Raw genomic sequence first — 20,905 nt, forward strand, 5'->3', positions numbered from 1 at the left:
CTCCTATTCTATTTTTTCAAGTTGACAAGCTCTTGCAAAATTTCATCCGATGTCGTAATGATGCGCGTATTCGCCTGGAAGCCGCGCTGGGCGACGATCATCTCCGTGAATTCCTCGGCAAGGTCGACGTTGGACATCTCAAGCGCGCCGGAAACGATTGAGCCCGCTCCGCTTTCTTGAGGAGGGTAGGCAATCCATTCGTTTTGATTATTTGGATTGATGATTGTGCCTGAGTTGGCTGTTTCTCTAAATAAATTTCCTCCTACTTTTTCTAACCCATCATTGTTGGGGAACTTGGCCAGTCGAATTCTCCCTGCCACTTGCAAGTTTCCAACCGCATCTACATAGTTCACAACCCCATCAGCGCCGATGCTGACGCTTTTCGCATCAGTTGGAATTTGAATTCGAGCCCGTTTTCCCGTAAATGCCCCATTCTGATATCCTTCACCGACTAAATATAAGCCATCGGCATTGACAATATATCCCTCTTTATCTAAATAAAAATTTCCTGCTCTCGTAAACAACGGATTTATAAGATTTCCATTATTCAACTCGCCGAGAATAAAGAATCCATCCCCTGAAATCGCCAAGTCAAGCACACGCCCGGTCGTTTGCAAGCTGCCTTGCGTATGGACGGTGTCGATCGCCGCAAGCTGCGAACCGAGCCCGACCTGCTTTGGATTCGTCCCGCCGCGGCCGGCACCGGCATTGGGCCCGCTTGCTCCAGAAATCGTCTGGCTCATCAAATCTTTGAAAATCGTTCGTCCTTTTTTAAACCCGTACGTATTGACATTGGCAATGTTGTTGCCAATAACATCCAGCTTTGTTTGAAAGTTGCGCATAGCGCCGATTCCGGAATACATGGAGCGAAGCATCGATTCCCTCTCCCCTTTTTATCCTTTTTGTTCGACTTTCACGACCGCATCCGCGGCAATCGTTGTCCCGTTATCAAGCCCTAGAGTCACTTGGCCGTCTTTTTGCATGACCGATTGAACGACGGCGCTCATCATCGTCTCGCCATCTTGCCAGTGCACCGTTTTGCCGATCCATTCGCTGTAGCGCAAAAGCGCATCGCGGCTTGACGCTTGCATCCATTGCTGCATCAAATTGGCGATGTTCATCATTTGCTCAAGCGAGGAGAAGCTCGCCATTTGCGCGATAAAGTCTTTATCTTCCATTGGATTGAGCGGGTCTTGATTTTCGAGCTGAGCGAGCAAAATTTTGAGAAAGTCGTCTTTTCCTAAAATTTGATTGCCCGTTTTCCGTTCCGGCTGAACCGCGTTTGCCAGCCATAAGCTTCCATCAATCGCATTCGTTGTCATCCTCGTTCTTTTCCCCCTTATGCGTCAGCTTCGATCCCGTCTAGCGCAAACGGGAAGGAAGATGATGGCTCCCGCTTTTGTTTTTGCCGCGATTCGCCCTGCTGCTGCCCTCCTTGGCGGTTCCCGGAATACGGCGGCATCGCGGGGCTGTCATAATCCGACCAAACGGTCCATTTTTCGACCGTGATGGAACTCGCATCAAGCTGCTGAGCAAGCTGCGGCAAATGAGCGTAGAGCAACTCTTTCACCGCGTCGTTCGCCACGAGCAGCTTGGCGGCGAGCTTTCCACCTTCCTCTGTCATTTTCACCGTCACCGTCCCGAGATGTTCCGGATGCAGACGGATGACAAGCTGCATGACACCGTTTGGAAGCTTCATCCACCGCGCCGACCTTAGCGCGTGGGCGACTTGATCAGCGACGCTTCCGCCAGCTGACGCCGGCATCTCGCCGACCAACCCGACAGATGAAGAGGAGGGTGATAAAAGCGCAGGAGGAGTGGTGAACGAAGGAGCGGCCTCGCCGCCATGCCCCTTGTCCCCCCTTTTTGGCAGCGAAACGTCTTTTTCGCCAGCCGGACGGACAGGAGAAGCTTCGTTCGGCAGCGCGACAACCGTCCTGTTGCCTCCCTGCTCATGGAATGGACGCTGGTCGCCGTCGCTCAGGAGCGGTGGAAACATCCCTGTTTTTCCGCTGGAAGGCGAACCCGATTCAGCATCGATATGACCACGTTTCCGTCCGTCGGTTATGAACGCACGTTCCAATCCCGCTTCATCGGCCGCCGGCTGAGCGGCAATCGTTTCTTCACCATTCATCGCACCGACAAACGGAAATGTCCAATGATCACTCGTTTTCCCTTCCGCCTGCTGATCCGCCGCCAAAAGCGGCGCGCCTGCAGCTGCCGAAATAGGTGCGACAGCCAAAGCTGTCATGATGGAAGGGGCAAGCCACAATGATTCGATTGGCGCCGGCTTCTTTTCCGCTGAAGATGGTTGTCCGGCTGCGCCCGTTTCCATTCCGCCATTTTGCCAATCTGGCTCTTTGTTTTTGCTCGACTCCTCTTGAAACAAGCTAGTCTCTGCCCCAGCGGGCAATAACTCTTGTTGCTTGTGCGCAAGCAACGCCGCAAACACGTTTGCGTTTTCCGCCTCTTTTTTCACCGCCATAGCGCCTGCCGATAGCGGCGCGTTTGCTGTGATCGTTACTTTCATTCGGCCGCCTCCTTCCCCATCGCCCTTTTGCTTAACGATGCCAACAGTTTCGCCGCCTGCCCAGCCGGCATTTGTTCCAAAATGGCTGCCGCTTTGTCGCCGTCAATCTGGCTCAGTACACGGAGCGCTTCGCTCTCAGGCAGTTCCGCTAAAATCGCCGCCGCCTGTTTTTCCGACATGGCGCCATACATGCCGACGACATCTTCTTCCGTCAAGGCCGGCTCGTCAACAGGCTCAGCCTGAGCGTCCGTTTTCCCGCTTGGCGCAGACAGCTGGGCGATTTCCTTTTCCTTTGCCGCCAATTCATTTTTCAACTGCTTGATTTGCTTTTGTTGGTCGGCGATCGTTCGTTTTTGCCGGTTGATCGTCTGCTGCTGAGCTTCAATCGTTTTTTGCAAAGCTTTCTCCCTTTTGCTCCAGTTGATCCACTCGGAGACAAACGGCGCCTTTATGGTCCACTGCTTTGCCGCCTTGGCCGCATCAACGCCGGCAATGTTTAAAATCAACAACAGAAAGGAGGCGGCAAACGCACTCGGAATGACAATGACAAACAACAGCCATTGCCACCAACTCGCCTGCATTTCCTGTTCAACTTTGCTCTCCGCCATCTATACCTCTCCTTGCCTTGCAAAACGTTGAACCGCCATTTCATCAAACAGGCGGCGCTCCGCTTCCCTCTCAAGCTGCTCGGCCCACTGCTTCATGCGCTCGCGCATTTTTTCGTATTTTTTCACTTCGATATTCAATTCCATCAAACGCTGCTGCCGGCGCTGCATCCGCTCGCGCGCCTGCATGACGACGAGCTGATAATGGTCGATCATCCGCTCTAAATTCGCCATATATTGCAGCCTAAGGCGAATGTCTCCAACGGACAGGCCGGCTTGAAGCTGTTCATCCCGAGCCGCCGCGCATTCTTCTTTTTCCTTGAGCAGGCGGTAAAGCGTTTCGGCTGCCTGCTCAAACCGGCGGACCGCCTCCTCGTATTCGCCAAGCGCCTTTTCTTTTTCTTTTTCTTTCATCGCCAGCACTTTTTGCAGCCGAAACGTCGGCGTCACATTTGTTCACCCTTTCATCGTCTGAAAATGGCGCGCGATTTCTCACCGAACCGACAGCAAGCGCAACAGGGCATCAATGCTTTCGGCGCGCGTCGTTTTTTCATCGATGTTTTGGCGGCAAAACGCCATCATTTGCGGATAAAATTCGATCGCCTCATCAATTTCTTGGGACGACCCCCGTTTGTACGCCCCAATTTGAATCAAATCCTCCGAATCGATATAAGTGGACAGAAGGCGGCGAAACCGGTTTGCCGCTTCGCGGTGCTCTGCGCTGATCACGTGGGGCATGACGCGGCTGACGCTTTTGAGCACGTTAATCGCTGGGTAATGCCCTTTGTTCGCCAGCTGGCGTTCCAACACAAAATGGCCATCCAAAATGCCGCGCACCGCATCCGCGATCGGCTCATTCATGTCATCGCCGTCAACAAGCACCGTATAAAACGCGGTGATCGTGCCGGAAGCGTTCGTTCCAGCCCGTTCAAGCAGCTTTGGCAGGAGGGCGAAGACCGATGGCGTATAGCCTTTCGTCGTCGGCGGCTCACCGACAGCAAGGCCAATCTCCCGCTGCGCCATCGCGACGCGGGTGACCGAGTCCATCATGAGCATGACATCCGCCCCTTGGTCGCGGAAATATTCGGCGATCGCCGTTGCCGTATAGGCGCCTTTGACGCGCATCAGCGCCGGCTGGTCGGACGTGGCGACGACGACGACCGAGCGGGCCAAGCCGTCTGGGCCAAGGTCGCGCTCTAAAAACTCGCGCACTTCGCGGCCACGCTCGCCGATTAAGGCGATGACGTTCACATCAGCCGACGTATGGCGGGCGATCATTCCCATGAGCGTGCTTTTGCCGACGCCCGAGCCGGCAAAAATGCCGACGCGCTGCCCCTTGCCGACGGCAAGCAGGCTGTCGATGACGCGGATGCCGACTTCAAGCGGTTCGACAATCGGCGGCCGAACGAGCGGATTGGGCGGATCGCGTTCGACCGAAACCGGCTTCAGCCCGGGCGGCAACAGGCTCCCGTCAAGCGGTTGGCCGAGCGGATCAAGAACCATGCCAATGAGCGCATCGCCGACGTGCACTTCAAGCGGCCGGCCGGTCGCTTCGACAAAACAGCCGGGAGCGATATGGGTCGTGGCGGAAAACGGCATAAGCAAGACGTGCTGTTCATGAAAGCCGACGACTTCGGCGGGAATTTTCCGGCATCCGCTCTGTTCATGGATGTAACAAAGATCGCCAATCGAGCTTTTCGGTCCTTTCGATTCCATCATCAAGCCGATGACGCGCGACACTTTGCCAAACCGTTTATACAAGTCGACAGCGTCTATTTCATCAAGAAGCGCCTGCCAGTTCAGAAAACGCCCCCTCCTTCAATCGCCGGTAGAGCGCCTCGCGCAGCCGCTCAAGCTGTACATCGACGCCCGCCTCGATGCGTCCAAACGGCGTCTCCACGACACATCCATATTCAGGAAGCGCATCATCCGGGTAGATGAATAGATCAACGCGATGCGGAAACAGAGATTTCAGCAGCTCTTTTTGTTCTGCCACGATTTCGTAGCTGTGCGGATGCACATAAACGGCCACTTCCGTTTGCTGGCGCACTTCCTGCAACGCTTGGTGCACGAGCGGCAAAAAAGCGTTTCGATCGCCCTCAAGCGCGGCGCCGAGAATGCGTTCGGCCGCTTTTAACGCCACCTCCAGCATCGCCTCAGCCGTCGATTCGATGCGAGCGTAAAATTCGGTGTTCGCTCGCTCCGCCAAGCGGCGGGCTTGCTCGATCAACGCGCGGTGCTCGCTCAAAGCCTCCTCGCGCCCAGCCGCATAGCCGTCTTCATACCCGCGGGCGCGCGCTTCCTGCATGAGACGCTCTTTCTCACGCTGCCATTCCTCTTTTTCGCGGGCCAACTGCTCGCGCACCGATTCGTAATATTGCTCTGCCTGGCGGCGAAGCTTGGCTGCTTCTTCCTTGGCGGCGGCGACCGCTTCCATCTCCCGCTGCCGATCGTCGACGGACGATGGAAGATCGGAAACATGGCGCTGCACGATGATCGTCTTTTTCCCAGCGCGCGCCGCCAATTTCGGCGCTTTAATGACGTTAGACAATAATATCATCTCCTCCCCCGCGCGCGATGACGATTTCTCCGGCCTCTTCGAGACGACGGATCACTGCGACGATGCGCGATTGCGCCTCCTCGACATCACGCAGCCGGACTGGCCCCATATATTCCATTTCTTCTTTGAATGTCTCGGCCATTCTTGTCGACATGTTGCGGAAAATAATGTTTTTCACTTCGTCGCTCGCTACTTTCAGCGCCAACATGAGATCGTTGTTGTCCACCTCGCGGATGACGCGCTGAATGGCGCGGTGATCGAGCGTCACGATATCTTCAAAGACAAACATCCGTTTTTTAATTTCCTCGGCCAGTTCCGGGTCTTGAATTTCCAAGGCATCCAAAATCGTCCGCTCCGTGCTCCGGTCGACTTGGTTCAGCACTTCCACGACCGCCTCAATTCCGCCGGCTTGCGTGTAATCTTGCACGACGGTCGCGGACAGCCGCCGCTCCAAAATTTGCTCGACTTCGTTGATAATCTCCGGCGATGTGCTGTCCATCAGCGCGATGCGCCGGGCGACATCCGCCTGCATTTCCTGCGGCAGCGCCGATAAAATTTGCCCTGCCTGTGCCGGCTCCAAATACGAAAGAATCAGAGCGATCGTTTGTGGATGTTCATTTTGAATGAAGTTTAGCAGCTGCATCGGGTCGGCTTTGCGGGCGAAATCAAACGGCCGCACCATCAGCGCTGATGTCAGGCGGTTGATGATCTGCATCGCCTTATCCGGGCCGAGCGCTTTTTCAAGCACTTCTTTCGCATAGGCGATGCCGCCTTGGGCAATGTAATCTTGCGCCAAGGCGAGCTGTCGAAACTCTTCAAGCACTTCCTCTTTTTGTTCGGCCGTCACTTGACGGACGTTGGAAATTTCTAGCGTCAGCTTCTCAATCTCTTCCTCGGATAAATGTTTATAGACAGAGGCCGACACATCCGGGCCGAGGGAAATAAGCAGGATGGCTGCTTTTTGCCTGCCCGACAGCCCGCCTTTTCGTTCGCGCTTTGCCATACGCCGTTCCCCCTACTCTTCCGATAGCCACGTTTTTAATAGTTTTGCAAACTCATCCGGCTTTTCTTTCGCCAGCCGCTCAAGCTGTCGACGGCGCAACGCTGCCTCCGTCTCCGGCGGCTCCGGCAAATCCGGCTCCGTCGAAAGCGGCGGAGTGAACAAGTGTTCTTCTTCCTCTTCCTCGTCTTCACGGCGGCGGCGCAGCCAGAGGAACAACAGCAAGGCAACGAGCAACAGCGCTCCTGCACCGGCCGCATACCACCACCACGCCGGCCGGTCCGGCGCCAGTTCGGTGAATGTCGGCTTGCCGTTGAATTTTTGCACCGAAACGACAATACGGTTGTTGATGTCTTGATCCGTGAGCGTTTGCGCCTCGCTTTTGTCAATTGACGTCCGAACGATTGTTCCTAGCAGTTTTTGAATATCATTGACCGTCTCGGGCGGCAGCGAGTTCGGATCATTAGGGTCAGGCGGCTCGACCATCACTTGGATGCCTAGGTCGCGGATTTTATATGGACTTTCGACGATTTGCTTTTTGATTTTGTTTACCTCGTTGTTGATCGTCTCTTCGGTTCGTTCATAGTTGCCGTTTGTTGCGCCGTTTGCGTTTTGGTAGCCCGGCACTTCGTTCGCGCCCGTTCCAGCGGCGCCTCCGGGCGGCGCACCGCTCCCGGAGTACGTCTCTTTAATGCGCTGAACGCTGACGGCAATACCTTGCTTCGTTTTCTCGTCCACTGGAGAAACCAAATTTTCTTCTCGTTTCTCCTGCGTAAAGTCGACATCCGCCGTCACGGAGACGACGACTTTATCCTGCCCCATCATCGTGCCGAGCAGTTGCTGCACTTGGCGTTGAATGTCGCGCTCGATCTGCTTTTTGATTTGTTGCTGCGAGGCGAATGTCGTTCCTGTCGAATTTTCGCCGTCGTTTTTTAAATCGTAATACTCAAAAAACTGATTCATAATGACGATATTATCTGTAGAGAGATTCGGAACACTTTTGGCGACGAGATGATAGAGCGCTTTGATTTGCTCGTCGCTGAATTGATAGCCCGGCTTCGTCTTCAGCACGATCGAAGCCGAGGCTTCCCCTTTCTCATCGGAAACGAATACGCTCGGCTGCGGAAGGTTGATCATGACTTTGGCGTCCTCGACGCCGTCGATCGTCTTGATCAAGTTGGCGAGCTCCGTTTGCATCGCCTTCAGCTTCACCATATTGAACTCGTTATCCGTCATGCCGAAGCTCGCGTTTTGGCCGAAAAATGAATAGTCAATGACTCCACTGTTCGGGATGCCTTCAGCAGCGAGCTCGACTTTCAGCGCGTCCACTTGCTCTTTCGGCACTTTAATCGTCGTCCCGCCGTCCGCCACTTCGGCCGGAACGCCGCGCTGGTCAAGCGTTGCTTTAATTTGCCCCGCTTCTTGCGGCGACAAATTGCTGTAGAGGGGCACCATTTCCGTCCTTGTGGCGAAAAAGACGCCGACGCCAACGGCCAAAAGCACGGCCGCTGCCGCAGTGAGCACGAGCCATTTCTGTTTTTTTGTCCGTTCCTGCCAAAACGCGCGAGCGCGGCTCCACCACTCTTTCCATTTCCTTCTCATACAATTCCCCCGATGATCCAATACCTGCCGCCATAGCGCAACAATGGCGGCGGCTTCCGTATGTATTGCGATTCATTGCTGCTACAATGGCATGCGCATCATTTCTTGATACGCCTCGATCGCTTTGTTGCGGATCTCCAGCGTCAGCTGCAACGTGATGCTCGCTTTTTGCGCGGCGATTATCACATCATGCAACTGAACGTTCTCCCCGCGAACGAGCTTTTCCGTCAGCGCATCGGCTTGAATTTGCGCTTCGTTCACGCGGTTGAGCGCCTCTTTGAAAAATGCGGCGAATTGCTTTTGCGCCTCAGCCGGCTTCGCTGGGGGCGAAACGGCGGAAGACATCGTCAGCCCAATGCGGCTTGCTCCATCAATCATCGTTTATCCCCCTCGCATGCTATTTCCCGATCTCGAGCGCCTTCATGAGCATTCCTTTCGAAGCATTCAACACCGTAACGTTCGCCTCATACGAACGCGTCGCCCCGATCAAGTCCACCATTTCTTTCAGCGGGTCGACGTTTGGCAGACGCACATAGCCGTCGGCGCCCGCATCCGGGTGATTCGGGTCGTAGACGAGTTTAAACGGCGCCGGATCATCGACAATTTCGCGCACCCGCACTCCGCCGTCCACCGCGTCGGCACGGCCGAGCGCAGCCTGCAAATAGCCCGAAAACGATCCGCTCTGCGGTTCGATGATGACCATTTTGCGGCGGTACGGCTCCCATTCGCCGTTGACAAGGCGGGCGCGCGTCGTATCGACGTTAGCGATGTTGGAGGCAATCACGTCCATGCGCAACCGTTGAGCGGTCAACGCCGAAGCCGAAATGTTTAGACTTTGAAACAAAGACACCCGTTATTTCCCTCCTTTAATCACTGTTTTCAACGTGGTAAATTTGCCGTTGAGCCGCTCGATTAAGGCATTGTAATAAATTTGGTTTTCTGCTAGTTTTGACATTTCTTGATCGATATCGACACTGTTTCCATTATGATTGTAACTCACCGTTGTGTCCGTCGTCACGATGATTTTTCCATTTTGTTCGTTTGGAAACGAAAAATGCTTCGGATTCGTCCGTTTGGCCTCAAGCCGAAACGCCCGTTCCAATTCAGCCTGAAAGCGCACATCTTTCGCCTTATAGCCCGGCGTATCGGCGTTGGCGATGTTGTCGGCGATCGCCTGTTGGCGAAGCGCAGCGTAGCGAAGCCCTTGTTCAAGCCAACCGATCGTCGCTGAAAAGAGCGCCAATGGAATCCCCTCTTTTCTCCTATTTTTCGACAATTTCTGCTAGTTTTCATTTTACGGGAAAGAAAACCCAATGTATAGACGGAACTTGGTACTATTTTTCGACGATGCCATTACAGAAAAACGATGCCAAGGATGTTTGTCAAAACAAAAAACCCGCCGGGCCAAAATACCCAGCGGGCTTAGGCGGCTACGCCGTTCAGCTCGATTTCAATTTTTCAAGTTCGCTTAAAAACTTGTCGTTCAATACTTTAATGTACGTTCCTTTCATGCCGAGCGAGCGCGATTCGATCACGCCGGCGCTTTCTAGTTTGCGCAGAGCATTGACAATGACCGAGCGGGTGATGCCGACGCGGTCGGCGATTTTGCTCGCGACAAGCAGCCCTTCCGTTCCGTCAAGCTCCTCAAAAATGTGTTCGATCGCCTCAAGCTCGCTGTAAGAAAGGGAGCTGATCGCCATTTGCACGACCGCCTTGCTGCGCGCTTCCTCTTCAATTTCTTCCGCCTTTTCACGCAGAATTTCCATGCCGACGACCGTCGCACCGTATTCAGCCAAAATGAGATCGTCATTGTCAAACTCGCGGTCAAGGCGCGATAAAATGAGCGTGCCGAGCCGCTCGCCTCCGCCGTTGATCGGAACAATCGTCGTCAAGCCGGTTTTGAACAAGTCACGATTTTCCACTGGAAACGCCGTATATTCGCTATTAATATCAATATTAGGAGACGTTTCCGTAATGTTGAACAAGTTTTTCGTGTATTCTTCCGGAAACTGGCGCTCCTCCAGCATTCGCTTCATCCGTTCGTTTTCAATCGATTGTTTAATGGCGAATCCAAGCAGTTTACCGCGGCGGCTGACGACAAACACATTGGCTTCAATCACTTCGCAAAGAGTTTCTGCCATTTCTTTAAAATTGACCGGCCGTCCGGCCGCCTTTTGCAACATGGCGTTGATTTTCCGCGTTTTCTCTAGCAAGTTCATTGATTTCATCTCCTCCTCATAAAATAAACTCGCTTAAATCTTTGTTTTTGACGATGCTGCCGAGTTTTTGCTCGACATATTGCGGTGTGATGACGACCTTGTCGATTCCGATGTCCGGCGCCTCAAACAGCAAGTCTTCCAGCAGTTTTTCCAAAATCGTGTGCAACCGGCGCGCACCGATGTTGTCGGTCGTCTGGTTTACTTCAAACGCCACCTCGGCAATCTTACGAATAGCATCGTCAGAAAATTCAAGACTTATACCTTCTGTTGCCAAAAGAGCTTGATATTGTTTAATGAGCGCGTTATTCGGCTCGACTAATATTCTTACGAAATCGTCGACCGAAAGTTTCGCAAGCTCGACGCGGATCGGGAAACGGCCTTGCAGCTCAGGGATCAAATCCGACGGCTTCGCCATATGGAACGCGCCGGCGGCGATGAATAAAATATGGTCTGTTTTCACCGGTCCGTACTTCGTCATGACGGTCGACCCTTCGACAATTGGCAAAATGTCGCGCTGCACCCCTTCGCGCGAGACGTCGGCCGAGCCGGACACCGCTCCGCTGCGGGCGATTTTGTCGATTTCATCGATAAAAATGATGCCGGACTGCTCAGCCAGGCGGATGGCCTCTTGCGTCACTTCATCCATGTCGATCAGCTTTTGCGCTTCCTCGTTGATGAGCACTTTGCGCGCTTCACTCACTTTGAGACGCCGCTTTTTGCGCCGCTTCGGCATGAGGCTGCTCAAGGCGTCCTGCATGTTCATCCCCATCTGCTCAATGCCTGCCCCTTGCAAAAAGTCAAACCATAACGGCGTCTGTTCCTCGATTTCAATCGTCACCATCTCGTTTTCCAACTGCCCGTTTGCCAACTGCCAAGCAACTTGGCGCCGCTTTTGTTCCACCTGTTCATCCTCATGGCTGTAGCTGTTGTCCGCTTGGGCTCCTTGGCCGCCAAACAGCAGTTCAAGCGGATTTTTGATTGTCTGCTTTGGCTTGCCCGGAACGAGCAGTTCAACAAGCCGCTTGTTCGCCTGCTGTTCAGCCCTGTCTTTCACTTCGTTCATTTTTCGTTCTTTCACGAGCCTAACTGACGTTTCCACCAAATCGCGCACCATCGATTCGACGTCGCGCCCGACATAACCGACTTCGGTGAATTTCGTCGCTTCGACTTTGATGAACGGGGCGCCGACGAGTTTGGCGAGCCGGCGGGCGATCTCCGTCTTCCCGACCCCGGTCGGGCCGATCATTAAAATGTTTTTCGGCATCACTTCATCGCGCAATTTTTCATCGAGCAAACTGCGGCGGTACCGGTTGCGAAGCGCGATCGCCACCGCCTTTTTTGCCTCTTTTTGCCCGACGATGAACTGATCGAGCTTTTCGACAATCTGCCGTGGAGTCAACGTTTCCGCCATCATCGGCCTCCTCCTTTTTACAGCTCTTCAACAATAATATGGCCGTTCGTATAAACGCAAATGTCAGCGGCGATCTCGAGCGCCGCCTTGGCAATCTCTTTCGCGGTCATCGAGCCGCCGGCGTACTTCTTCAACGCACGCCCAGCAGCCAACGCATACTGACCGCCCGAGCCGATGGCAAGCATGCCATCATCCGGCTCAATCACTTCGCCCGTGCCGGAGACAAGCAACAAATGCTGTTTGTCCATAACAATGAGCATCGCCTCGAGGCGGCGCAACACTTTATCGCTCCGCCACTCTTTCGCCAGCTCAACCGCCGCGCGCGGCAAGTTGCCATTCCATTGTTCGAGCTTGCCTTCAAACATTTCAAACAGCGTAAACGCGTCAGCGACGGAGCCGGCAAAACCGGCGAGCACGTTTCCTTGGAACAGCCGCCGCACTTTTTTCGCTGTATGCTTCATGACGACCGCATTGCCGAACGTCACTTGGCCGTCTCCAGCCATGGCGGATGCGCCGTTATGGCGGATGGCAAAAATTGTCGTCGCATGAAAGGCTCCCATCATTTCCCCTCCTTGCCTGCGGGTTACGCCCGCGGATGCGCCTGCAAATAAATATGCCGCAGCCGGTCTTTCGTTACATGTGTATATACTTGCGTCGATGACAAATGCGCATGACCGAGCAGTTCCTGCACCGAACGGAGATCGGCCCCTTCGTTGAGCAAATGAGTCGCAAACGTATGCCGAAGCACGTGCGGGCTGATGTTTTGCGTCAGCGCAGCGGCTTCGACAATCCGATCCAAAATATGGCGCACTCCCCGAGGCGTGAGCGGATTGCCTCGGGCGTTGACAAATAAATAGCGGTGGTCCGCCGGCAGCTTTCTTGTCAGTTCGCGTCGGCCCCTATGGATATACCGTTCAAGCGCTTCGCGGGCCGGACGGCCAAACGGAACGTAGCGCTGCTTGTTTCCTTTACCGTGAATGAGCACGGTTTCCGCAACAAAATCGACATCAGACAGCTGTATGTGACAACATTCACTAACCCGAGCGCCAGTCGCGTACAACAACTCAAGCAGCGCCGCATTGCGCTGGCCTAGGGCCGTATTTTCATCATTGACAAGAAACAATGCTTCTAATTCTTTTGGGTATAAAAAATTAGGAATTTTTTGCTCTTTTTTTGGCAGTGTCGCGAGCGCAAACGGATTTTCGGCCACCCGCCCTTCGCGCAACAAAAACTTGTAAAAGCTGCGCAGACTCGAAATTTTGCGGGCGACCGAACGGCTGGCCAACTGTTGCTCGTATAGTTTCGTCAAATATAAACGAACGTCGCTGTAGGACACTTCATTGAGCGCGCCGATTCCTTCCTCATCCATAAACCGGAAAAACTGCTCAATGTCACGCCGGTAACACACAATAGTATATTGTGAATAATTTTTCTCGATTTGTAAATATTCCATGAATAATTGTAACGCAAGTTTCGAATTCTCCATCGCCTCACCCCGCAACGGCTACTACATCGTACCATATTCATCCGCATGAACGCAACTGTTTTTTTATAAAATTCTGAATTGTATCCGATGCCTATTCAGGCTTCTAGCCGCTCTTCATAGTCGCACGCCGTGCATTGCACTTGCACACCTTTTTTCAGCTCTTTCTCCACAAGCAGCCCCGCGCATTTCGGACACGGGCGGGCGAGCGGTTTATCCCACGAGACGAAGTCGCAATCCGGGAAACGGTCGCAGCCGTAAAACACCCGCTTTCTTTTCGTGCTGCGCTCGACGATGTTGCCCTCGCGGCATTTCGGGCACTTGACGCCGATTTCTTTGACAATCGGCTTCGTATGGCGGCATTCCGGAAAATTCGAGCAGGCGATAAACTTGCCGAAACGGCCCATTTTGTACACCATCGGACTGCCGCACACCTCGCAGTCAATGCCGGCCGGCTCATCCTTAATCTCAACTGCGCGCATTTCTTTTTCCGCCACTTTCAACCGTTTTTCAAATTCGCGGTAAAACTCGTCGACGACTTTGATCCATTCCACTTTCCCTTCTTCAATTTCGTCCAATTCTTTTTCCATTTTCGCCGTAAACTCGACATCGATAATTTCCGGGAAAAATTCGAGCATCAGCTCTACAACGATTTCGCCGAGCTCGGTCGGGACAAACCGCTTGTTCTCAAGGACGACATAGTTGCGTTTTTGGATCGTATCAAGCGTCGGGGCATACGTCGACGGGCGGCCGATGCCGAGTTCCTCCAACGTTTTGACGAGGCGGGCTTCCGTGTAGCGCGGCGGCGGCTGAGTAAAGTGCTGCTTCGATTCGATCGTTTCGCTCTCAACCGTTTCCTCTTCTTCCAAATCCGGGAGGATACGGTCCTGCTCTTCCGTTTGATCGTCCGTTCCTTCAATATACACTTTCATAAACCCTGGAAATTTCACCTTCGAGCCGCTGGCGCGGAACACGACACCGTTGTTTTCCAACTCGACGCTCATGGTGTCAAGCACGGCGGCCGCCATTTGACTGGCGATGAACCGTTCCCAAATGAGTTTATACAACCGAAACTGGTCGCGCGTCAAATACGGTTTCACTTTGTCCGGATCGCGAAATGCCGATGTCGGGCGGATCGCTTCATGGGCGTCTTGGGCGTTCGTGCTTTTCTTCTCTTTCCGCTTTTCCTGGTTGACATACATAGCGCCGAACGTCGCCTCGATATATGCCGCCGCCTCTTGCTGCGCCGTCTCGGCGACGCGCGTTGAATCGGTGCGCATATACGTGATCAAACCGACCGTCCCTTCGCTGCCAAGATCGATTCCTTCGTACAGCTGCTGGGCGATCATCATCGTCTTTTTCGTCCGGAAATTCAGTTTGCGCGCCGCTTCCTGCTGAAGCGACGACGTCGTAAACGGCGGCACGGGGCTGCGCTTGCGCTCTCGTTTTGTCACCGTTTTCACCACAAATGCCGTTCCGTTTAAGCGGTCCAGCACGGCTTTCACATCCGCCTCCGTCTTTAAATCGCGCTTTTGTCCGTCAATACTGTAAAACGAGGCGGCAAACGTCTCTCCTTCTTTTTGAAACGTCGCTTGAATCGTCCAATATTCTTCCGGCTGAAATTCGCGAATTTCTCGTTCCCGATCGATGATGAGGCGCAGCGCCACCGATTGGACGCGGCCGGCGCTTAATCCTTTTTTCACCTTTTTCCATAAGAGCGGGCTGATGTTATAGCCGACGAGGCGGTCGAGCACGCGCCGCGCCTGCTGGGCGTCAACAAGATTCATATTGATCGCGCGCGGCTTTTGAAACGATTGCTGAATAGCATCCTTCGTGATCTCATGAAAGACAACGCGGCATTCAGAGTGAATGTCCAGATCGAGCATGTGGGCCAAATGCCAGGCAATCGCCTCTCCTTCGCGATCGGGGTCGGCGGCAAGAAACACTTTTTTCGCTTTTTTCGCCGCCGTTTTCAACTCTTTGATCACCTGGCCTTTGCCGCGGATCGTAATGTATTTCGGCTCGTAGCCATGGTCTATATCAACGCCCATTTGGCTTTTTGGCAAATCGCGGACGTGGCCCATCGACGCTTTGACTGTATATTTTTTTCCCAAGTATCGTTCGATCGTCTTCGCTTTCGTTGGCGATTCGACGATAACTAAGTAGTCTGACATCCATCTTCCACCCCTAGGAGGTAAATTGAAATCTTCATTATTATTAATGATTATTGCCGCATTTGTCAAACATGTGCATTACACGTACGGGAATTCATCCAAAATGTCCGCCGCTTCTTGCACTAGTTTTGCCCCGTGCTGAATGAGCGTATTCGGCCCAGCGGATTCCGCCAAACCGATCGGGCCGGGGACGGCGAACACTTCCCGCCCTTGCTCAAGCGCATACGCGGCGGTAATGAGCGAACCGCTTTTTCGCTTCGCCTGCACGACAAGCGTGCCGAGCGACAGCCCGCTGATGATGCGATTGCGCGCGGGAAACTGCCATGCCTGTGGGCGCGTTGCCGGCGGATGCTCAGCGATGACCAACTGTTCGTTCATCAGCAGGGTGGCGAACGGTCGATGTTCTTTCGGATAAATGTGGTCCAGCCCGCCAGCGATGACGGCGATCGTCGACCCGCCATGCTGGACGGCGAGTTGGTGGGCGCACACGTCAATCCCAAACGCGAGCCCGCTGACGATCGTAAAGCCGGCGGCAACAAGCGGCGGCACCAATTTGTTCAACGCTTCGATTCCTTCTTTCGTCGGCCGCCTCGTGCCGACGATGCTGATCAGTTTCCACTCCTGAAGCAAAGCGGAGTCCCCCTTTGCATACAGCACCCACGGCGGGGCGTATATATATTTAAGCAGCGGCGGATAGTCGGAATCAAATACAGTGATCACACGAATGCACCGGCCCTTATATGTTTTTATCACACGTTGCACATCGATGGAATGCAAATCATGGAAAAAAGCGGTCCATTGAGCGTCGGAAAGCGGAACGAGCGGGCGGAGATCATTAGGAGGCAGAGAAAATGGAGCGGTGAGCGTCGGATCAACCTTAAGCAAGGAATGAATCGTCTTCCATCCCGCCCCGCGGCAATGATGGAGATGGATAAGTCGGTCGCGGACCGTATCGTACATACTGCTCCCCTTTCTTTTTTCACCTTCAGCATGGATCTATAGGTGCAACGAAAACGTTTAACATATCCTTGACGGAAAGGTCGCCTGTCTATTTTTTCGACTGTCGGAGGCAAGCCGCAGGCTTCCTCGTCACGCCTTGGCGTGACGGAAGACCGAACAGCCACCCGCTTCACAGACCCATACATGGGTCTGGAAGCGGCGTTGTTCGGTCGCCCGACAGTCGATCCAATTGCTCTGTAAAAGCGGCAAAAATGGTAAAGCTTCAAATTGCATCTATAGACATGATATGCAACACCCCGCACGAGGACGTGCGGGGCCAAACCATTAGTGCGTTTTGCATTTTTCGTACAAGCCGCGTTCTTTCAACACAGAAATGAGCGTTTCGCCGATCACGGCCGGCGTTTCCGCCACTTTAATGCCGCATTCGGTCATTTTTTTGATTTTCTCTGCGGCCGTGCCTTTGCCGCCGGAAATGATCGCGCCGGCATGGCCCATCCGTTTGCCCGGAGGCGCCGTTTGCCCGCCGATAAAGCCGACGACCGGTTTCGTCATGTTCGCTTTCACCCATTCGGCCGCTTCTTCTTCCGCCGTGCCGCCGATTTCGCCGATCATAATGACCGCGTACGTTTCTTCGTCTTCATTAAACGCCTTCAACACATCGATGAAGTTTGTGCCGTTGACCGGGTCGCCGCCGATGCCGACCGCCGTCGACTGGCCGATGCCGGCTTGCGTCAGTTGGTGAACGGCTTCGTACGTCAGCGTGCCGGAACGGGAAACAATGCCGACATGTCCTTTTTTATGGATGTAGCCCGGCATAATGCCGATTTTGCACTCTTCCGGCGTAATGACGCCCGGGCAGTTCGGGCCGATGAGGCGCGTCTTTTTGCCCTCCATGTACCGTTTCACTTTCACCATATCAAGCACCGGAATGCCTTCGGTGATGCAAACGACAAGGTCGAGTCCCGCGTCGACCGCTTCCATGATGGCATCCGCAGCAAAGGCCGGCGGAACGTAAATGACCGAGGCGTTCGCTCCCGTTCTTTCGACCGCTTCCGAAACAGTGTCAAACACCGGCACGCCTTCGACTTCCGTGCCGCCTTTGCCCGGCGTGACGCCGCCGACGATGTTCGTCCCGTACTCGATCATCTGCTTTGTATGGAACAGCCCTTGCGAACCGGTAATCCCTTGCACGATCACTTTCGTGTCTTTATTGACAAAAACGCTCACGTGTCTCCCTCGCTTTCTTAACGTACTAGCTCGACGATTTTTTGTGCTCCGTCCGCCATCGATTCGGCCGCAATAATGTTTAAGCCCGACTCTTGCAAAATCTTTTTCCCAAGCTCAACGTTCGTTCCTTCAAGCCGGACGACAAGCGGAAGCGTCAAACCGACTTGCTTCGTCGCCGCGACGATGCCGCTCGCGATGACATCGCATTTCATAATGCCGCCGAAAATGTTGACGAAAATGCCTTTGACGTTCGGGTCGGACAAAATGATTTTGAACGCTTCCCTTACTTTTTCCTCGCTGGCGCCGCCGCCGACATCGAGGAAGTTAGCCGGCTCGCCTCCGTAATATTTGATGATGTCCATTGTCGCCATCGCCAAGCCGGCGCCGTTGACCATGCAACCGATGTTGCCGTCAAGAGCGATGTAGTTCAAGTCGTATTTCGACGCTTCGACTTCTTTCGGGTCTTCTTCATCCAAGTCGCGGTATTCAAGGATGTCCGGATGGCGGTATAAGGCGTTTGAATCGAAATTCAGCTTCGCATCAAGCGCCATCACTTTGCCGTCGCCGGTGACGACAAGCGGGTTGATTTCGGCGATCGAGCAGTCTTTATCGACAAACACTTGGTACAAGCCCATCATAAATTTTACCGCTTGGTTGACGAGATGCTTCGGAATGTTGATGTTGAAAGCCAATCGGCGCGCTTGGAACGCTTGAAGCCCGACGGCTGGATCGATGTATTCTTTAAAAATTTTCTCCGGCGTTTTCGCCGCCACTTCTTCGATTTCCGTTCCGCCTTCTTCCGACCCCATTAACACGACGCGCGAGGTGGCGCGGTCGACGACAAGGCCGATGTAGTATTCTTTTTGGATGTCGCACCCTTCTTCAATCAACAGCCGTTTCACTTCTTTTCCTTCCGGGCCGGTTTGATGGGTGACGAGCACTTTGCCGAGCAATTCGCTGGCGTATGTACGGACTTCCTCGAGGCTTTTTGCCACTTTCACCCCGCCCGCTTTGCCGCGCCCGCCGGCATGGATTTGCGCTTTGACGACACACACCGGCGCGCCGAGCTCTTTCGCCGCTTCGACCGCTTCATCCACCGTGAACGCGACGCGGCCGTTCGGCACGCTCACACCATAGCTTCGCAAAATTTCTTTTGCTTGGTATTCATGAATGTTCATGCGCCAACCTCCTATGTATAAAATCAAAAAAGTCTTAGCGCTTTCATTTTATACCTAACATTTCGCGCTTGTCCACCGTTTCGCCGCAAAATTAAGAAAGCAGGGAATAGGAAAATTACCCCTTCCCCGCTCTTTCTCCTTTCGCTTCCTGATCAAGCTGATACAAAAACGCGAACAATTCAGCCACTAAGGCGTACAGCTCCTCCGGGATCGTTTCGTTGATCTCCACTTTCCCCAGCAGCTCAACAAGCGTCGGATCTTGGCGAATCGGCACGCCGTGCTGCCGGGCGGCGGCGATGATCGCTTCGGCGACCTTGCCAACCCCTTTCGCCTTGACGATCGGAGCTGCGTCAAGTGCCGCATCGTAAGACAAGGCGACTGCTTTTTTCCGCTCCTCGTTCATGCTTGGCAATCCACCTCGCTGCAACTGTCGGCAAACAGAAAAACGGAAGGCGGAGGAGGGGCGGAACGCGTTGCCTTTACATCAATGCCTGAAAGCGCATAGCCGTGCGCCTGAAACCGCTCTTTGACAAGCGGAGCCATCCGAGCGGCAGCAACCGCCAACCGCGGATCATCGTGAAAAATGGAGATGTGGACGATCCGTCGTTGCACGCGCATATCAACGATCACCTCTCCCAGCTCTTCAAGCGTCAGGCAACAAACAATGCGGTTGTAATCGGCATCAAGCGTCCCGCCTTGTTTCCTCCTTCCTTGCCAGCACACAGCAAAATCGCTGCTACGGCCGCCAAGCGGCAATGGAAACGAAATCCATACGTGCTCAATGAGCCCATCGCCGCCAGCAGCGATGGCCATGCCATCGAGCTGGTCGAGAATCGCTTCGGCCGCCCTCTTGGCCCCTTCGCTCCCCGATTCATGAAGAAAGCGAAGAAGCAGCCGTTTCAACGACGGGGCGGAAGGCAAATCCTCGATTTTCCCGACACGGACGAGCGCCGCCTCATCCTCAAGCCCAAGCCGCACGGCCGCTCGCCTCAGCCAGCAAAACAGCGACAGCGCCGGATCTCTCGTCGCTCGAGCGGCCGCCCACAACTTCGCTTCCGCGGCGGGCAGCGCTCCGCTTTGATAGGCAGCATCGAGAGCGGCCCACCGTTCCAAAAACGCCTCCTCGTCCGTCAAGCCGAGCTGCCGAATGATATCGGCAAACCGGCGGCATTGCACCGCCTCCCGAAGCGCCAAGCGGCGGTCCTCCGGCAACGGGGCGAGCCCAAGGCGGGCAAGAAGCGCGCGGGCCGTTTCGGCCTCTTCCTCCCCTGACAGCAACAAACGCACGGCCGCCTCGTAAGCGGACAGCGGCGGTGAAAGAAACTTCTCCATCGCCCGGATGAGCTTAAGCGCCGCCGGATGGGTGGAAAGGGCGGCAATGGCCGCTTTCAGTTTCCCCAAACCCTCAGCGAGCGGCACCCCGGTTTTGGCTGCCCATAGCGCGCGAAACACGGCTGAAGAGAACGGCAGCCGGCGGCGAAACAAATGGGCGAGCACGTCTTCGGCCGCGTCCGGCTGGCCGGTCTCTTTCACCGCTTCAGTCAGTGCGGCAATTTCCTCTTTCGTTGCAGCCGCGCCAGCTTTCAGCGCTTGGCGGAGCACCGGCAGCGCCGCATCCGGCAGTTTCCACGCTTTTTGCCACCGGCGCACCGCCTCTTCACCTGACGGAGCAGACGCCGGTTCGGAAAGGGGAATGGCTTTCCAATAAATTGTTCCTTGTCGTTCGTGAATTTCAAACAAATACAAACGTCCGACGGCAAGCGGCGCCTCCAAACGGGCGCGCACAAGCTGTCCGCCAGCGCGGACGAGCGCCGCCCGCTCCTCGGTTTCCATCTCCTCGACCCGCTCCACTCGGCCGACGACGGCCTGCCCCGGCTGAAACCGCCGGCTGGATGTCGCGTCGCGGACAGCGGTCGTTGGCATCGTCCGCTCCATGCGCTCGACCATTTCGTCCCA

22 protein-coding genes are annotated in these 20,905 nt (G+C 54.4%); all 22 read right to left on the reverse strand.

Annotated elements, in window-relative coordinates; genetic code table 11:
• Positions 1 to 8 precede the first annotated feature (8 nt).
• The 22 genes from flgG to GC56T3_RS12210 all read right to left on the reverse strand — a co-directional run bounded on the left by flgG (position 9) and on the right by GC56T3_RS12210 (position 20,896).
• The gene (gene flgG / locus GC56T3_RS12105; protein ID WP_013145754.1) at positions 9 to 875 is read right to left on the reverse strand and encodes a flagellar basal body rod protein FlgG; all 867 of its coding nucleotides are present in this window, start codon (positions 873 to 875) and stop codon (positions 9 to 11) included.
• Between the two features lie 18 nt (positions 876 to 893).
• The gene (flgD, locus tag GC56T3_RS12110; protein ID WP_011230726.1) at positions 894 to 1,322 is read right to left on the reverse strand and encodes a flagellar hook assembly protein FlgD; all 429 of its coding nucleotides are present in this window, start codon (positions 1,320 to 1,322) and stop codon (positions 894 to 896) included.
• 17 nt (positions 1,323 to 1,339) lie between these two features.
• The gene (locus GC56T3_RS12115; RefSeq protein ID WP_013145755.1) at positions 1,340 to 2,530 is read right to left on the reverse strand and encodes a flagellar hook-length control protein FliK; all 1,191 of its coding nucleotides are present in this window, start codon (positions 2,528 to 2,530) and stop codon (positions 1,340 to 1,342) included.
• Positions 2,527 to 3,138 (reverse strand): MotE family protein, encoded by a 612-nt coding sequence (locus tag GC56T3_RS12120; RefSeq protein WP_013145756.1) that lies wholly within the window; start codon positions 3,136 to 3,138, stop codon positions 2,527 to 2,529. The genes GC56T3_RS12115 and GC56T3_RS12120 overlap by 4 nt, the downstream gene beginning before the upstream one ends.
• Positions 3,139 to 3,585, reverse strand: coding sequence for a flagellar export protein FliJ (gene fliJ / locus GC56T3_RS12125; RefSeq protein WP_013145757.1), 447 nt, complete (start codon positions 3,583 to 3,585; stop codon positions 3,139 to 3,141).
• A 42-nt stretch (positions 3,586 to 3,627) separates the two neighbouring features.
• Positions 3,628 to 4,938: a flagellar protein export ATPase FliI gene (fliI, locus tag GC56T3_RS12130; protein ID WP_083778779.1), complete on the reverse strand. Its 1,311-nt coding sequence runs from the start codon at positions 4,936 to 4,938 to the stop codon at positions 3,628 to 3,630.
• On the reverse strand, positions 4,916 to 5,695 hold the full coding sequence (gene fliH / locus GC56T3_RS12135; protein ID WP_013145759.1) for a flagellar assembly protein FliH: 780 nt from the start codon (positions 5,693 to 5,695) through the stop codon (positions 4,916 to 4,918). The genes fliI and fliH overlap by 23 nt, the downstream gene beginning before the upstream one ends.
• A complete protein-coding gene (fliG, locus tag GC56T3_RS12140) occupies positions 5,679 to 6,698 on the reverse strand; it encodes a flagellar motor switch protein FliG (protein WP_011230720.1) in 1,020 nt (339 codons plus the stop codon). The genes fliH and fliG overlap by 17 nt, the downstream gene beginning before the upstream one ends.
• A 12-nt stretch (positions 6,699 to 6,710) precedes the next feature.
• Positions 6,711 to 8,297 (reverse strand): flagellar basal-body MS-ring/collar protein FliF, encoded by a 1,587-nt coding sequence (gene fliF / locus GC56T3_RS12145; protein ID WP_013145760.1) that lies wholly within the window; start codon positions 8,295 to 8,297, stop codon positions 6,711 to 6,713.
• A gap of 81 nt (positions 8,298 to 8,378) precedes the next feature.
• Positions 8,379 to 8,675 carry a flagellar hook-basal body complex protein FliE gene (gene fliE / locus GC56T3_RS12150; protein ID WP_013145761.1) on the reverse strand — a complete coding sequence of 99 codons (297 nt, stop codon included), beginning with the start codon at positions 8,673 to 8,675 and terminating at the stop codon, positions 8,379 to 8,381.
• A 19-nt stretch (positions 8,676 to 8,694) separates the two neighbouring features.
• Positions 8,695 to 9,147: a flagellar basal body rod protein FlgC gene (gene flgC / locus GC56T3_RS12155; RefSeq protein ID WP_013145762.1), complete on the reverse strand. Its 453-nt coding sequence runs from the start codon at positions 9,145 to 9,147 to the stop codon at positions 8,695 to 8,697.
• Between the two features lie 3 nt (positions 9,148 to 9,150).
• Complete coding sequence (gene flgB / locus GC56T3_RS12160; protein ID WP_011230716.1) at positions 9,151 to 9,540, reverse strand: flagellar basal body rod protein FlgB; 390 nt, start codon at positions 9,538 to 9,540, stop codon at positions 9,151 to 9,153.
• 196 nt (positions 9,541 to 9,736) lie between these two features.
• Positions 9,737 to 10,516, reverse strand: coding sequence for a GTP-sensing pleiotropic transcriptional regulator CodY (gene codY / locus GC56T3_RS12165; protein ID WP_011230715.1), 780 nt, complete (start codon positions 10,514 to 10,516; stop codon positions 9,737 to 9,739).
• Positions 10,517 to 10,532: 16 nt separating this feature from the next.
• Positions 10,533 to 11,927 (reverse strand): HslU--HslV peptidase ATPase subunit, encoded by a 1,395-nt coding sequence (gene hslU, locus GC56T3_RS12170; RefSeq protein WP_013145763.1) that lies wholly within the window; start codon positions 11,925 to 11,927, stop codon positions 10,533 to 10,535.
• A gap of 17 nt (positions 11,928 to 11,944) precedes the next feature.
• Positions 11,945 to 12,487, reverse strand: a complete 543-nt coding sequence (gene hslV / locus GC56T3_RS12175) for an ATP-dependent protease subunit HslV (protein ID WP_011230713.1) — start codon at positions 12,485 to 12,487, stop codon at positions 11,945 to 11,947.
• Between the two features lie 23 nt (positions 12,488 to 12,510).
• A complete protein-coding gene (xerC, locus tag GC56T3_RS12180) occupies positions 12,511 to 13,413 on the reverse strand; it encodes a tyrosine recombinase XerC (RefSeq protein ID WP_013145764.1) in 903 nt (300 codons plus the stop codon).
• A gap of 95 nt (positions 13,414 to 13,508) precedes the next feature.
• Complete coding sequence (gene topA / locus GC56T3_RS12185; RefSeq protein WP_013145765.1) at positions 13,509 to 15,584, reverse strand: type I DNA topoisomerase; 2,076 nt, start codon at positions 15,582 to 15,584, stop codon at positions 13,509 to 13,511.
• Between the two features lie 78 nt (positions 15,585 to 15,662).
• Complete coding sequence (gene dprA, locus GC56T3_RS12190; protein WP_013145766.1) at positions 15,663 to 16,544, reverse strand: DNA-processing protein DprA; 882 nt, start codon at positions 16,542 to 16,544, stop codon at positions 15,663 to 15,665.
• A gap of 324 nt (positions 16,545 to 16,868) precedes the next feature.
• Positions 16,869 to 17,771, reverse strand: a complete 903-nt coding sequence (sucD, locus tag GC56T3_RS12195; RefSeq protein WP_011230709.1) for a succinate--CoA ligase subunit alpha — start codon at positions 17,769 to 17,771, stop codon at positions 16,869 to 16,871.
• 17 nt (positions 17,772 to 17,788) lie between these two features.
• On the reverse strand, positions 17,789 to 18,949 hold the full coding sequence (sucC, locus tag GC56T3_RS12200) for an ADP-forming succinate--CoA ligase subunit beta (protein ID WP_011230708.1): 1,161 nt from the start codon (positions 18,947 to 18,949) through the stop codon (positions 17,789 to 17,791).
• A gap of 115 nt (positions 18,950 to 19,064) precedes the next feature.
• Positions 19,065 to 19,352 carry an EscU/YscU/HrcU family type III secretion system export apparatus switch protein gene (locus tag GC56T3_RS12205; protein ID WP_013145767.1) on the reverse strand — a complete coding sequence of 96 codons (288 nt, stop codon included), beginning with the start codon at positions 19,350 to 19,352 and terminating at the stop codon, positions 19,065 to 19,067.
• Entirely contained in the window at positions 19,349 to 20,896 is a 1,548-nt protein-coding gene (locus tag GC56T3_RS12210; RefSeq protein ID WP_013145768.1) for a flagellar hook-length control protein FliK, read from the reverse strand. Before GC56T3_RS12210 ends, GC56T3_RS12205 begins: the two co-directional genes overlap by 4 nt.
• Positions 20,897 to 20,905 lie beyond the last annotated feature (9 nt).

Source organism: Geobacillus sp. C56-T3 (assembly GCF_000092445.1).
Classification (GTDB): domain Bacteria; phylum Bacillota; class Bacilli; order Bacillales; family Anoxybacillaceae; genus Geobacillus; species Geobacillus thermoleovorans.

Bases quoted from the DNA above. Each gene is read 5' to 3' on its own strand.
- flgG (WP_013145754.1), bottom strand. From the start codon at position 875: ATGCTTCGCTCCATGTATTCCGGAATCGGCGCTATGCGCAACTTTCAA.
- flgD (WP_011230726.1), bottom strand. From the start codon at position 1,322: ATGACAACGAATGCGATTGATGGAAGCTTATGGCTGGCAAACGCGGTT.
- GC56T3_RS12115 (WP_013145755.1), bottom strand. From the start codon at position 2,530: ATGAAAGTAACGATCACAGCAAACGCGCCGCTATCGGCAGGCGCTATG.
- GC56T3_RS12120 (WP_013145756.1), bottom strand. From the start codon at position 3,138: ATGGCGGAGAGCAAAGTTGAACAGGAAATGCAGGCGAGTTGGTGGCAA.
- fliH (WP_013145759.1), bottom strand. From the start codon at position 5,695: ATGATATTATTGTCTAACGTCATTAAAGCGCCGAAATTGGCGGCGCGC.
- fliG (WP_011230720.1), bottom strand. From the start codon at position 6,698: ATGGCAAAGCGCGAACGAAAAGGCGGGCTGTCGGGCAGGCAAAAAGCA.
- fliF (WP_013145760.1), bottom strand. From the start codon at position 8,297: ATGAGAAGGAAATGGAAAGAGTGGTGGAGCCGCGCTCGCGCGTTTTGG.
- fliE (WP_013145761.1), bottom strand. From the start codon at position 8,675: ATGATTGATGGAGCAAGCCGCATTGGGCTGACGATGTCTTCCGCCGTT.
- codY (WP_011230715.1), bottom strand. From the start codon at position 10,516: ATGAACTTGCTAGAGAAAACGCGGAAAATCAACGCCATGTTGCAAAAG.
- hslU (WP_013145763.1), bottom strand. From the start codon at position 11,927: ATGGCGGAAACGTTGACTCCACGGCAGATTGTCGAAAAGCTCGATCAG.
- hslV (WP_011230713.1), bottom strand. From the start codon at position 12,487: ATGGGAGCCTTTCATGCGACGACAATTTTTGCCATCCGCCATAACGGC.
- xerC (WP_013145764.1), bottom strand. From the start codon at position 13,413: ATGGAGAATTCGAAACTTGCGTTACAATTATTCATGGAATATTTACAA.
- topA (WP_013145765.1), bottom strand. From the start codon at position 15,584: ATGTCAGACTACTTAGTTATCGTCGAATCGCCAACGAAAGCGAAGACG.
- dprA (WP_013145766.1), bottom strand. From the start codon at position 16,544: ATGTACGATACGGTCCGCGACCGACTTATCCATCTCCATCATTGCCGC.
- sucC (WP_011230708.1), bottom strand. From the start codon at position 18,949: ATGAACATTCATGAATACCAAGCAAAAGAAATTTTGCGAAGCTATGGT.
- GC56T3_RS12205 (WP_013145767.1), bottom strand. From the start codon at position 19,352: ATGAACGAGGAGCGGAAAAAAGCAGTCGCCTTGTCTTACGATGCGGCA.
- GC56T3_RS12210 (WP_013145768.1), bottom strand. From the start codon at position 20,896: ATGGTCGAGCGCATGGAGCGGACGATGCCAACGACCGCTGTCCGCGAC.